Genomic DNA, 12,415 nt, shown 5'->3' with positions numbered 1-12,415 from the left:
TGCATCAAAGCACCCGTTCGCCTTCGCGCCAGACAGTGCGCACAACCGGAATTGCACCTTTCGGGCGCACGCGAACCAGATCGGCACGCTTTCCGATAGCGATTTCGCCGCGATCATCCATCGCCATGGCATCAGCCGGGTTCTTGGTTACGAGGCAGACAGCCTGTGGCAGCGCAATCGGACGCTCACCCGAAGCAAGGCCGAAAGCCGACTGAATGAGGCTGAACGGAATGTAATCCGAGGACAGAATGTCGAGACTACCATTATCGACGAGATCGCGTGCAGCGATGTTACCGGAATGCGAGCCACCGCGCACAATATTGGGCGCGCCCATCAGAATGGAAAGACCTGCGCCTTTAGAGGCACTGGCTGCTTCCATCGTGGTCGGAAACTCGGCGATCCGCACACCATGGTCGAGTGATTCATCGACGTGCGCGCTGGTCGCATCATCATGGCTGGCCAGTACGATGCTGCGCGCTGCCGCCAGTTCGGCAATGGCGCGACGATGCTTGGCCGAATAGGCGTCCGAATCCGCCATACGCTTCTCACAATGCACCCGGAACTCCTCATCCGTGAGCTTCATCTTGCGCATGTAATAAGTGCGATACGTATTAAGATCAACGAATTGACGCTGTCCCGGTGCATGATCCATCAGCGAAGCGAGTTTAACGCGGTCATCGCCTGCGAAAAGCTCGAATGTTTCAAGGCAATCTGCTGAGGAAACTTCGCAGCGCAGGTGCAAAAAGTGGTCTGCACGCAGGCGGTTTTCGCGAACACCGCTTTCGATGGCGTCCGCAAGCATCCGCATATCCTTGCCCACGAAGTCACGGTCATAATCAGAACCAACGCGCATCGCATCGAAAACTGTCGTGATGCCCGATGCTGCAACCTGCGCATCATGCGCCTGAACCGCTGCATCGACATTCCAGCGCACCTTTGGACGCGGCGCGTAATGGCTTTCCAGCTGATCGGTATGCAGCTCGATGAGTCCCGGAATGACATAATCGCCATCCATGTCATCGCCGCCATTGGTATTGCCCTGATCAATGGCGGCAATTTTGCCATCACGGATCAGGATAGAACCGGTAACAATCTCATCAGCAAGCACGATCTGCGCATTTTTCAGAACAGTTTCATTAGCCATTGGATAGCTCTTTCATGACCGCATTCGTATTAGCGGCCGTTTCATATTTCGAGAGGAAAGCTTCAATATCGAGCGCGCGGAAATCATCGAGCGCTTGGCGCAGACGATCATGGCTCCAGTCCCACCAGGCCAGTCGATCCAGACGATTTCCGGTCGCAGCGTCGAAGCGTTCACGAATGAGACGCGCCGGAACCCCACCAACAATTGTATAGGGCGCCACGTCCCTGCTTACGACAGCTCCGGCACCGACAACCGCACCATTGCCAACCGTCACACCCGGCAAGATGGTGGAGCCATGGCCGAGCCATGTGTCATGGCCAATTTTCACGGCATTGCCGCGACGCCAATCAAAGAACTCCGTCTCATCCTTTTCTTCCGGCCAGTAATCACCGGCGCGATAGGTGAAATGATGCAACGTCGGACGCCATGTCGGATGATTGGTGGCGTTGATGCGCACATGGCTGGCGATATTGGAAAACTTGCCGATCTCAGCACACCAGATTTCGCAATCGATACCGAGATAGGAATAGTCGTCCAGCACAGTCTCAGACACACGACTGCGCGCGCCGATCTCGGTATATCGACCAAGCTTGCTACCGTTTACTTCAGCCGTTTCGTGAACCAGTGGTTCTACCGAGAGCTTGGTCATACTGCTGCCCTCGGCGAGAAAGCGGTTACGTCGATAATGCGATCAGCAACCTGTTCACGCACATCTTCATCGTGGAAAATGCCAAGCATTGCGACGCCTTGCGCCTTCTTGGCCTTGATGAGATCAACAACGACTGCCCTGTTTTTGGCATCGAGCGAAGCGGTCGGCTCATCAAGCAGCAACACCGGATGATCCGTGATGAAACCACGCGCAATATTCACGCGCTGCTGCTCACCGCCGGAGAAGGTTGCAGGTGGCAATACCCAGAGCCGTTCCGGCAGGTTGAGCTGCGCGAGCAACTCGCTTGCACGATTGCGAGCAGCATCGCGATCAACACCACGAGCCACCAATGGCTCCGCAACGACGTCGATTGCCGCCACGCGCGGCAATGTGCGCAGGAACTGGCTGACATAACCAATCGTGTCACGCCGAACGGCCAGCACTTCGCGCGGATCGGCTGTTGCCAGATCCACCATACGGTCTTCGTGACGAATGAGGATAGAACCTGCATTCACGGCGTAATTGCCATAGACCATCTTGAGAATGGAGCTTTTACCAGCACCGGAAGGTCCGCCAAGCACGGCGCATTCGCCTGCTTCCAGATTGAAGTCCACGCCACTTACGACTGGCAACTGAATGCCACCCTGCAAATGCATCGTGAACGTCTTCGCCAGACCCGATACGACCAGCGGAGAGAATGTTCTAACTTGTGTCATTTCTCACCTCACGCATGAAGTTTCGCTAATTTACGAACAACACGCTGCAAACATCTGTTTTAATTTACTAAACCTGCAGAATAGACGACACGAGCAGCTGCGTGTAAGGCGCTTGCGGGTCATCCAGAACGCGGTCGGTCAGGCCCTGTTCGACAATATGGCCGTCTTTCATGACCATGATGCGATGGGACAGAAGACGCGCCACTGCGAGATCGTGGGTCACGATGACAACCGAAAGGCCGAGATCGCTCACCAGACCGCGCAGCAGGTCGAGAAGGCGTGCCTGCACGGACACGTCTAGACCGCCGGTCGGTTCATCCATGAAAACAAGACGCGGAGCTGTGACGAGATTGCGCGCAATCTGCAGACGCTGACGCATACCGCCGGAGAAAGCGCGGGGCTGGTCGTCGATGCGGTCGGCAGCGATTTCGACACGTCCGAGCCATTCAGTTGCCGTGTTGCGAATATTGCCATAATGGCGCTCGCCAACAGCCATCAGCCGTTCACCGACATTAGCACCCGCCGAAACGGTCATGCGCAGACCATCCGAAGGATTCTGATGCACAAAGCCCCAGTCGGTACGCATCAGAAAGCGGCGTTCAGCCTCTCCGATCTTGTAAAGATCGCGGAACTCGCCATCACGCATCCGATATTCGACACTGCCCGATGTCGGTTCCAGACGTGTTGCCAGACAGTTGAGCAAAGTCGTCTTGCCCGAACCGGATTCGCCGACGATGGCCAGCACTTCGCCCGGCCAAAGCGAGAAGTCGATATCTGCACAACCGCGGCGGCTGCCATAAAACTTCGAGAGATTGCTGACTTTCAGCAAAGGTTCGACGCTCATTTCAATACTCATTTCAGGGCTCCCTTGGCTGCGGCCTCATTGTTCGCTGCCAGATGACCAAAGTGGCCATTCGCCTGACGATCTTCACAATAATCGGTATCGGAGCAGACAAACATCGAGCCGCCACGGTCATCGAGCACGACTTCGTCGAGATAGACGCCGCGAGCGCCACACAATGCGCAAGGCTGTTTGAATTTCTGCACCTCAAATGGATGATCCTCGAAATCGAGGCTCACGACATCCGTATAAGGCGGTACGGCATAGATGCGCTTTTCACGACCGGCACCAAAAAGCTGCAAAGCTGGCGACATATGCATCTTTGGATTGTCGAACTTGGGCGTCGGCGACGGTGCCATGACATAGCGCCCTTCGATCATCACCGGATAATCATAGGTCTTGGCGATATGGCCGTGGCGCGCGATATCTTCGTAAAGCTTCACATGCATGAGGCCATATTCAGCAAGCGCGTGCATCTTTCGCGTTTCGGTTTCACGCGGCTCCAGAAAACGCAGCGGCTCAGGAATTGGCACCTGATAGACAATCACCTGCCCTTCGCTCAGCGGATATTCCGGAATGCGGTGACGTGTCTGGATAATAGTCGCCTCACCCGTATGGGTGGTCACGGCAACATCTGCAGTTTTCTGGAAGAATGCCCGGATGGAAACGGCATTGGTCGTATCATCAGCGCCCTGATCGATAACTTTGAGCACATCATCCTGACCGAGAATCGCCGCCGTCACCTGGACGCCGCCCGTGCCCCAGCCATAAGGCATCGGCATTTCACGGCTTGCGAACGGAACCTGATAGCCCGGAATAGCAATGGCTTTCAGGATAGCACGACGGATCATCCGCTTTGTCTGCTCGTCCAGATAGGCGAAATTGTAATTGGCTAGATCGCTCATTCTGCTGCTTCCTTGCCTGTGCCGATATTGGCTGCTGCTTCGGTTGCCAAAACTTCAGTCTCGTTGTTCGCTTGTTCATATTCCGCACGCATACGGCGGATGAGATCAAGCTCGGCCTGAAAGTCCACGTAATGGGGCAATTTCAGATGCTCAACGAAGCCCGTCGACTGCACATTGTCGGAATGGGAAATGACGAATTCTTCGTCCTGCGCGGGTGCTGTCACATCCGCATCGAATTCGCGGACACGCAGCGCCCGGTCGCAAAGCGACATCGACATGGCTTTGCGCTCGCTTTGTCCGAACACCAGACCATAGCCACGAGTAAACTGTGGTGCCTGCTTGGACGAGCCTTTGAACTGGCTCACCATCTGGCATTCGGTCAGCTGAACACGGCCAAGCGAAACGGCAAAGCCGAGCTCAGGCACATCAAACTCAACCTCCACCTCGCCAATGCGGATTTCACCGACAAATGGATGCGTGTTGCCATAACCGCGTTGCGTGGAATAACCCAGCGCCAGCAAGAATCCTTCATCACCGCGCGCCAAAGCCTGCAAGCGCAGATCGCGCGGCATCGGGAACGTCCACGGTTCCCGGGTAAGATCGCCCGGCTCATGCCCTTCCGGCATTGCACCATCTTCTTCGATCATGCCGTTGGCACCGAGAATATCCGTCACGCGTGGCGTTTCTTCAGGCTCAGTCGCACGTACTTCCGGCTCCGGAACACTGACATCACCCGCCAGTTCCGGGTCAAGCAGACGATGCGTGTAGTCAAATGTCGGCCCCAACAGCTGCCCGCCGGGCAGGTCTTTATAGGTAGCCGAAATGCGACGTTCGATCTGCATATTCGCGGTCTCAAGTGGCCGCGAATAGCCGAAACGTGGCAGGGTTGTGCGGTAGGCACGAACCAGAAAGATTGCCTCGATCAGATCGCCACGCGACTGGCGCACGGCAAGTGCTGCGAGTTCTCGGTCATAAAGCGAACCTTCGGCCATGACGCGATCAACGGCGAGACCCAGCTGTTCGGCAATCTGGTCAAGACGCAACGCTGGAACCGAGCGGTCACCACGACGGCGATCATCAAGCAGACGGTGGGCATTGCGGATGGCGGTTTCACCGCCCTTTACAGCAACATACATGGATTAGCCCTCAATCTTTTCGACAGCATGATCTTTTCCGAAGACCGGTTCCCACTCTTCGGGATCATGCGCCAAACTTGCTATACGCGTGGTACGGGGAAGCGCTGCAACTTTGCCGTCAGCGACGAGAACCAGATCGATACCCAGCGGAAACAACGCGGCATTTTCACGCCATTGCGCAGCAAAATCCTGCGGCAAACCATTAACGGTCAGCACAGTTTCATCCTTGATGCCCGGGCCTTTGAGGCTGAAACCCTGCCCGCTCGTCAACGACGAAACTGCTAGAACAACAGTGGTCGAACGATCCGGAAATTCAGGGTCTCCCCGCGCGAAGGAAGTAAGTGCCGGCAACGATTGCGCATCCGTTACAAGTGCGAACTGCGCTTTCGACTGATCGCCGACGATTGGTGCACCGGTATGGAATGTCAGCCATGCCGTCGCATCCTGATTGGCTGCTATTTCAGCATCGACCCAGACGCTTGCGTCGTGATCAAGAAGCGTTGCTGCGATCAGGCCAAGCTCAGGCGTAAGCGGCTTTGATGGCGCAGCCGCACTAGGCAGCAAATGGATACGACCAGGATTGGCCATTGCGTGCATGAGCGCATGAAACGCCGACTGCGCTTCATTGACTGGATCAGCCAGTCCGCCTTCAAATGCAGAAGAAGAATGGAGCATCAGTTGTCTCCCCGAACCATTGTGAAGAAATCGACCTTCGTGGCAGCAGCCTCATTGCGCCGTTTTGCATCCGCAGTATCGACACGACCACGCAATGCATTGAGCACACTGCTTTCGATCGCATCGCGGGTGGCCTCATCGAGCCAAAGCGCATCAAACAACGCAGCGAGCTTCGCCTTTTCCTGATCACGTCCCAGCGCATAGGAATGCCCGACCGAGCCATTCGCCAGACGAACAGTTGCGCGGGTGACGGTTGCCTCGCCAACATTGAACGGGGCACCGCCGCCGCCAATACGACCGCGCATCATAACCAGCCCGGTTTCCGGGCCACGCAAAACTTCAAATTCGGGCTTGTCTGCCCAGTTCTGCCAGAACGTCTTCAATTCTTCGCCGCTTGCGCGAGCGAGAAGCGCCAAACTGGCCTGACGTGCTGCCTGCGTTGCATCCGGCGCCAAATTGCTTTCAGCGGCGGAGCCACCTCCACTTTCAACTGTGCTGTGCCGGGTAGTATGCCCCGTCGTGTTCATGAGCTTATCCGCCCTATCTAATCCGGTTGACTTGATCGCCTTAATTGTCTATTCATATAGACAACTATACAATACCAGAATGAATACGCCCTGCCAATGACAGGACGATGACAATTGACGACAAAGGCGCAGATGAAAAAGAGTGGACGGATTGAGAGAAACAGCGGGGTAGCCATCTGGCGGCAGATTGCCGACGAGATACGTGGCGACATCATGGCCGGGAAACTTGCTACGGGCGCGCGTATGCCAGCTGAAATGGACCTGGCAGAACGATTTGGCGTCAATCGCCATACGGTGCGCAGCGCAATTGCGGCTCTTACGCAGGAAGGCGTTCTGCGCGCGGAACAAGGACGCGGCACCTTTATCGCCAATGCAAAACGCCTCACCTACCAGATCGGGCGCCGCACGCGTATTTCGCAAGCACTCGCCCCACAAGTGAGTGAAACCAGGGGCATACTGCTTAGCTCCTCTCTGGAAATTGCGACGACTGACATCGCGCAGGCGCTTGGAATGGATATTGGCTCAGAAGTGCTACGGTTAGAGACCATGCATAGCGCCGACGGGCACCCGATCTCAATCGCCACCCACTGGGTAGATTCAAAGGCTTTTCCGACTTTCACCGAAGATTACACGGCCAGCGGGTCAATCACTTCTGCATTCAAAGCAGCAGGCGTCAGCGATTATTTCAGAAAATCGACTGTGGTATCAGCCCGCCATGCCGATCCTGATGATCTCAAACACCTCAAATTGTCTCCCGGTGCAATCGTGCTGACAGCGCGCGCAATCAATATCGATACCGAGGGAAAGCCTATACAGTTTTCTTTGACGCGGTTTTCCGCAGACAGAATGGAATTTGTTATTGAAAGTAATAATGAAAATCACTGAAACACGGAACTGCCTTTGGCGACATCTTCACAATACTCACGGAGGCGATGCGGTGTATGCTCTCCAAATGACCGTAATCGATCTCACGTTCGGGCGGTCCAAAAATAATCCTCGCATTACCCGGGGTACACACACGTGAGAATGACGGCGGTGCTCTGGTTCGCCTCGATTTCGTGGGCGACACCCGGGTAGATGTTAACTGGCAGTCCTCTGACCAACTTAGCCGCGAAGACAATTGCGTGGCGCATGTCGCCTTACAGATCGCGGGTTACTTTCGCGGAGCGCTCCAGGTTTTCAATTTGCCTATCGCTCCAACAGGTAATCCGTTCCTGCAGAATGCATGGTCGCATCTGATGAAAGCGCGCTATGGCACGACCATCACGTATGCCGATCTGGCGCAACGCCTGGACAAGCCGACGTCGGCAAGGGCTATAGTGGTGGGCTGGAGAGCGCTAAAGCGAGCTTAATCGACGATGAGCAGTCTCTCCTTTTCCAGAGCCGCCGCGATCTTTTTGCCAGCGAAGTATTAACTCCCCGAAACGCCTCCAATCTTAAGCGGACCCTTTTGACGCCGTTAATAGTTCCAAAAGCGTCTGGAGCGCTTTGAAAATAGTCAGGAATTCTCGCTCTCATTCAAGCCTGTAAAACGAAGCCTCAATACACATTTGAAAGACATCACTGCAAAAGTAGCCATCGTGACGACGTCATCAAAAGCACGATGCACTTCTTGAAACGTGTCCAATCGAACTGTTCAATTTTTATAGACAGTGTGTTTATCGGAATAAAATAAACGTTATGATCGAATATCAAAATTAAGCTCTATGAATATTTCAAATGAACTGAAAAATTCAACGGGCCCTAATGCTACAATCCATTATCATTAAAGTCATTGCGTTTCCGCTGCTTCTTGGCGCAATTCTGGCGCTTGCAACATACCGATTTGAGCAGCAGCAAAATCTGGTTCTCGCGTTTCTCGCTCCGTTGTTTGCATGTGTCATCATAATCGTCTTAGACGGTTTTCCAGGTTTTCCACCCGTGAGAGCTGCACATAAATTTCCTTACATACTCTTTGCTGGAGGTTTATTTTTTGCAATTTCCGCATGGCTGTTTTTTCGTCGCAGTATCATTTATTGGGGCCTGGCTTTTGCATTGATGGTAGCCCTGCCGACCTGGTGGATGGGAAAAACTATTCTGATGAATAACAGTCAAAAAGCGACTGTCGTTACAATTCTCGTTCTTCTAACCGTGGGCGGCGCCTTCCTGTATAGATATTTTGCAGTAGCTAAGGCAAAGCCTTTGCCCGACGTTCTTCCACAAGCCGTATTTGCCACGTCAATCGCTGGTGCTTTGATCGCAATACTGGGCGGATATATGGGTATGTTGATGTTCAACGCCGCTCTGTCCGTCATGTTTGGGGGCTATTTATTCGTCTCATATGTGCGATATCTCAGAGGTGATGCACAGGCTTTTGTGCTTAAAGGCCAGGGCGCGCTTGCTATGAGTTGGGTCGCTTTTATTGGCGTGCTCGTCACGGGTATTCTTACACCCAAAGCATCGAGCTTAGCGCTTATCCTGACTACCTGCACTCTCACAGCGGTGCCATTCTCTCATGTTTACGCACCTGTAGCGGGTCGCGTGCCCTATCTGCTTCGACCACTCCTGTTAGGAGTAATAGTAGCCGTCCCTGCACTTGCAGGTATTCTCGTGGCTGGCATGCAGTTTGCTGGCTAATACTTTCAATCGAAAAGGAAATCCAAATGAAATTTCTTGCGACAACCGCAACTGTTCTTGGGCTCGTCATGGCCGGAAACGCCTTTGCCGCAGACGCTTACGATATTGATCCTACCCATGCATGGGTTAGCTTCAAGACCAACCACAATGGCTGGGCTAATGCACATGGCACATTCAAAGATGTATCTGGTACGATTTCATTTGATAAAGACAACGTTGAGAACAGTTCGATTGACCTGAAAATTCAGGCTGCCAGCATCGATACCAATCATGAGCAGCGTGATACGCACCTCAAGAGCCCTGATTTTTTGAACGCTGAAGAATTTCCAGAAATTACCTACAAGAGCACGAAAATCGAAAAGACCGGCGACAAAACTGCGAAAGTGACCGGCGACTTGTCGATTGCTGGAAGTAGTAAGCCTGTTACACTTGAAGTGATCTGGAATGAAGAATCCGGTTTGCCTTGGGATGCCAGTAAAATCAAAACCGGATTTTCCGCAACCGGAGAGTTCGATGCAACAGAATTCGGCATTCCAAAACTAGCTGATTCTGGCCTTGGACCTAACTTCAAGCTCGACATTGATGTTGAAGCATTGAAGAAGTAACTTCAACTTATGCGTTCAAAATTAGACCTATAGCTGTGCGTTTATCAGTTCACGATGCATTCCTACGTATCCCTCATCAACATTGATGAGAGATAGGGTCAAAATTTGTAGCACTGCCGGGGCAACTCCCCGGCAGTGCTTTTCAATACTTAGTCCACAAGACTATAGGCAATAACATAGTCACCACGGCAAGGTGACTGACGCGCATCACCTGCAGAAATACCAACATATTGCTTGGCGGTATCTGGCGAGCAGTAAGTCATTGGCCCACCCTGGCTGCCCACGGCAACCTTGCTTTCCAGACTTCCTTACCTGTCCGCCCATCATATGCGCGGAGGAAGAAGTCTTGCGTTCCTGCAAAGAACACAGGGCCAGATTGGGTCGCAAGTGTCGGTCCAAGCGTTAGCATCCCGGCTGGCAATGGCAGCCCCATGCGAATACCCATAGGGCCTGTATCCTGAACCGTTCCGACAAGTACCTGCCAAACCTGTCTCAATTCCGATACACCACATTTGAAATCTTGTTTCCAGCTAGTTATCATGACGTTGTCAGTTAAGACCTATCTGGTTATTCGGCTTCGCCTGGGTGTGGATTTTCGGTCAGACAGATACCAATATTTATTAAGCAGCCAGGGCTGCTCATTTTGTCTTTAAATGCCTCTGATGGAGCGCGCACTCTTGGAATAATGTGATGTTCACACTCTGGGGAGTTGAGGCTGATCCTCAACTACCCAGAGAACTACGATCTCCTGATTTTATATTGGATGGCATGCGCGTTTTAAGCTTTTCCCATCCGTTGAGTAATCCTCGTTTGCTTGTATTTTCAAAAATCTCGTCTGGTCCATTTGGGTCGAGTATCTCATTTTCGGCCAACCACTCTTCTAACCCCGATAGCTCGGGTAGTTCATAAGGAACCAAACTCCGTCCGTTACCACGAAGTTCATCGATAGTAGCAATCAGAGAACCAGTTTCCTTAAGTGTCTGGGATACGACTGTGACATCAACACCGAGATGTTCAGCGAGCAGATCATTTCTAAGGTTGGCTATCTGGGCGCTCAGTGGATTTTCGTCATTCAAATCGGTAGAAAAAATGACATCACATTCTGTATCCAACCGCATTGAGCGATTGTTGAAATTGGATGATCCAACACGCAGAACTTCATCGTCCACCACCATCACTTTCGCATGAACATAAATTGATTCACCACCCTTGGTCTGAGGATGGAACATACGCAAGCGGCCGTTTCGGTCCAGGCGCTGCAGAGCCTCCATTAATTTTGCTCGTGCAGTATTCATTGCGATTGGTTCGAGCCATCCCTCGGCAGAGTGCGGCGTCACAATTACGATTTCAGGAGGGTTCTCCTCCAAAAGGCGCTGGGCAATTGCATGGGCTATCTTGCGCGATGCAAAATATTGGCTTTCCGCATAGATCATACGATTTGCATAACGGATCATATCAAGCCAGGCCGCTTCTATCTCATGAATGGCTTCCTGATTGCTCATCTTAGGAAGCGTCCGAGCAATACCGAGCTTTAAATTTTGAAACGTCGGACTTAGCTTATGAGGCCAGCAATCGTGAGTTTGCTCGCAAGGGAGTAAAGCTTCCTTTGTAGCAGCCTCCCAACGGGCACGCGCCAAATCCCCAATAGCTTTGGCAGCGTTTCCATCAAACACGCTGGTAGCATCGTGCCAGGGCGTTTCGATGTGGCCGCCGGGGCTGGTTCGTCTGGGGTCGTCATCTATATGTTCGCGCGTATCCCAGCGTTGCATCGTTAGATCAATCCCGCCGCAAAAAGCAAGACTGTCATCAATGGCAACGATCTTCTGGTGATGTGATCCGGCAATGGGATGCGTTGCATCCAGCCTCAAGGTAATACGAGGATGTGCCTTCCAACGTAATATGGTCCAGAGCGTGTTACCGCGCAGCATAGCTTTGAACGCACCTGTGTCCCAGCGCAGCAGACGGATTTCAAGTGAAGGTGTGCGATCCGCAAGCCATAAGATGAAATCACCAAGTCGCTCTGGTCCACCATCAGCGTTATCACCAAACGCGATACGAGTGTCAAAATCCCAGCCGACGAGCATAATCGAACGTTTGGCGTTCAGGAGCGCATTGCGCAGAAAAATGAAATAGTCAGCACCGTCAACAATGAAGGCAAACCGATCCGTACTCTCAATGCGCCAACAGTTTTCTCCTGGGAGCAGCAGTGGATTTTCACTTTTTGAACGCACGAACTGCCTCGACAAGACGCTTCATATCTGTTGGTTTTCCCATGTTAGTGGCGGCAGCCAGGATACCATAACGAGCAAGTTCTGTGTCAGACGTGGCGCTCGTAAGCACGAAAGGAATACCCCGAGATTGCAATTTAAGCGCAACAGGCGTTACTTTCTCCCGACCGAGGTTAAAATCAAGAACGGCGGCGTAAGGGCTTTCATGATCCAGTAAATCTAAGGCGGAGCTGACAGATCCGACCGGACCTTGTACCAGAAACCCTCCGTCCTCAAGTGCCTGCTCAATCTCCATCGCGATAAACATCTCATCTTCAACAACAAGAATGAGGTCTTTGTTTTTGATGTCGTCCACCGTGACTTTACTCATATC

General features: G+C 52.8%; 14 protein-coding genes and 1 pseudogene. 4 read left to right on the top strand and 11 right to left on the bottom strand.

Translation table 11 applies throughout. From position 1 onward, the window contains the following. Positions 1 to 4 precede the first annotated feature (4 nt). From J2782_RS14955 to phnG, 8 genes are all read right to left on the bottom strand, one after another. Positions 5 to 1,144 (bottom strand): alpha-D-ribose 1-methylphosphonate 5-triphosphate diphosphatase, encoded by a 1,140-nt coding sequence (locus J2782_RS14955; RefSeq protein WP_310013976.1) that lies wholly within the window; start codon positions 1,142 to 1,144, stop codon positions 5 to 7. Further along, on the bottom strand, positions 1,137 to 1,793 hold the full coding sequence (locus tag J2782_RS14950) for a DapH/DapD/GlmU-related protein (RefSeq protein WP_310013973.1): 657 nt from the start codon (positions 1,791 to 1,793) through the stop codon (positions 1,137 to 1,139). The genes J2782_RS14955 and J2782_RS14950 overlap by 8 nt, the downstream gene beginning before the upstream one ends. Next, on the bottom strand, positions 1,790 to 2,509 hold the full coding sequence (phnL, locus tag J2782_RS14945) for a phosphonate C-P lyase system protein PhnL (RefSeq protein WP_310013970.1): 720 nt from the start codon (positions 2,507 to 2,509) through the stop codon (positions 1,790 to 1,792). Before phnL ends, J2782_RS14950 begins: the two co-directional genes overlap by 4 nt. Before the next feature lie 67 nt (positions 2,510 to 2,576). Continuing rightward, the gene (gene phnK / locus J2782_RS14940) at positions 2,577 to 3,353 is read right to left on the bottom strand and encodes a phosphonate C-P lyase system protein PhnK (protein WP_007875095.1); all 777 of its coding nucleotides are present in this window, start codon (positions 3,351 to 3,353) and stop codon (positions 2,577 to 2,579) included. A gap of 8 nt (positions 3,354 to 3,361) precedes the next feature. Then, the gene (locus J2782_RS14935) at positions 3,362 to 4,255 is read right to left on the bottom strand and encodes an alpha-D-ribose 1-methylphosphonate 5-phosphate C-P-lyase PhnJ (protein ID WP_310013968.1); all 894 of its coding nucleotides are present in this window, start codon (positions 4,253 to 4,255) and stop codon (positions 3,362 to 3,364) included. Continuing rightward, positions 4,252 to 5,391, bottom strand: a complete 1,140-nt coding sequence (locus tag J2782_RS14930) for a carbon-phosphorus lyase complex subunit (protein WP_310013966.1) — start codon at positions 5,389 to 5,391, stop codon at positions 4,252 to 4,254. The genes J2782_RS14935 and J2782_RS14930 overlap by 4 nt, the downstream gene beginning before the upstream one ends. 3 nt (positions 5,392 to 5,394) lie before the next feature. Then, positions 5,395 to 6,066 carry a phosphonate C-P lyase system protein PhnH gene (phnH, locus tag J2782_RS14925; protein ID WP_310013963.1) on the bottom strand — a complete coding sequence of 224 codons (672 nt, stop codon included), beginning with the start codon at positions 6,064 to 6,066 and terminating at the stop codon, positions 5,395 to 5,397. Continuing rightward, the gene (gene phnG / locus J2782_RS14920; RefSeq protein ID WP_310013961.1) at positions 6,066 to 6,593 is read right to left on the bottom strand and encodes a phosphonate C-P lyase system protein PhnG; all 528 of its coding nucleotides are present in this window, start codon (positions 6,591 to 6,593) and stop codon (positions 6,066 to 6,068) included. The genes phnH and phnG overlap by 1 nt, the downstream gene beginning before the upstream one ends. A gap of 132 nt (positions 6,594 to 6,725) precedes the next feature. Here phnG and phnF point away from each other — a divergent pair, with 132 nt between their 5' ends. From phnF to J2782_RS14905, 4 genes are all read left to right on the top strand, one after another. Then, positions 6,726 to 7,478, top strand: coding sequence for a phosphonate metabolism transcriptional regulator PhnF (phnF, locus tag J2782_RS14915; protein ID WP_310013960.1), 753 nt, complete (start codon positions 6,726 to 6,728; stop codon positions 7,476 to 7,478). A 173-nt stretch (positions 7,479 to 7,651) separates the two neighbouring features. Next, positions 7,652 to 7,945 carry a methylated-DNA--[protein]-cysteine S-methyltransferase gene (locus tag J2782_RS22865; protein WP_404989652.1) on the top strand — a complete coding sequence of 98 codons (294 nt, stop codon included), beginning with the start codon at positions 7,652 to 7,654 and terminating at the stop codon, positions 7,943 to 7,945. 727 nt (positions 7,946 to 8,672) lie between these two features. Further along, positions 8,673 to 9,209: a hypothetical protein gene (locus J2782_RS14910; RefSeq protein ID WP_310013958.1), complete on the top strand. Its 537-nt coding sequence runs from the start codon at positions 8,673 to 8,675 to the stop codon at positions 9,207 to 9,209. Between the two features lie 26 nt (positions 9,210 to 9,235). Beyond that, complete coding sequence (locus J2782_RS14905) at positions 9,236 to 9,814, top strand: YceI family protein (protein WP_310013955.1); 579 nt, start codon at positions 9,236 to 9,238, stop codon at positions 9,812 to 9,814. A 149-nt stretch (positions 9,815 to 9,963) separates the two neighbouring features. Here the strand turns inward: J2782_RS14905 and J2782_RS14900 are convergent. From J2782_RS14900 to J2782_RS14890, 3 genes and pseudogenes are all read right to left on the bottom strand, one after another. Beyond that, positions 9,964 to 10,298: pseudogene (locus J2782_RS14900) on the bottom strand (membrane-bound PQQ-dependent dehydrogenase, glucose/quinate/shikimate family); the annotation flags it as partial. Positions 10,299 to 10,536: 238 nt separating this feature from the next. Continuing rightward, entirely contained in the window at positions 10,537 to 12,045 is a 1,509-nt protein-coding gene (locus J2782_RS14895; protein ID WP_310013953.1) for a phospholipase D-like domain-containing protein, read from the bottom strand. Beyond that, a complete protein-coding gene (locus tag J2782_RS14890; protein WP_310013951.1) occupies positions 12,029 to 12,412 on the bottom strand; it encodes a response regulator in 384 nt (127 codons plus the stop codon). Before J2782_RS14890 ends, J2782_RS14895 begins: the two co-directional genes overlap by 17 nt. Positions 12,413 to 12,415: the final 3 nt, after the last annotated feature.

This window comes from Brucella pseudogrignonensis, assembly GCF_031454375.1.
Classification (GTDB): Bacteria; Pseudomonadota; Alphaproteobacteria; order Rhizobiales; family Rhizobiaceae; genus Brucella; species Brucella pseudogrignonensis_A.
The sequence above is the reverse complement of the archived record's forward strand: the minus strand, read 5'-3'. Positions and strand labels throughout refer to the sequence as shown.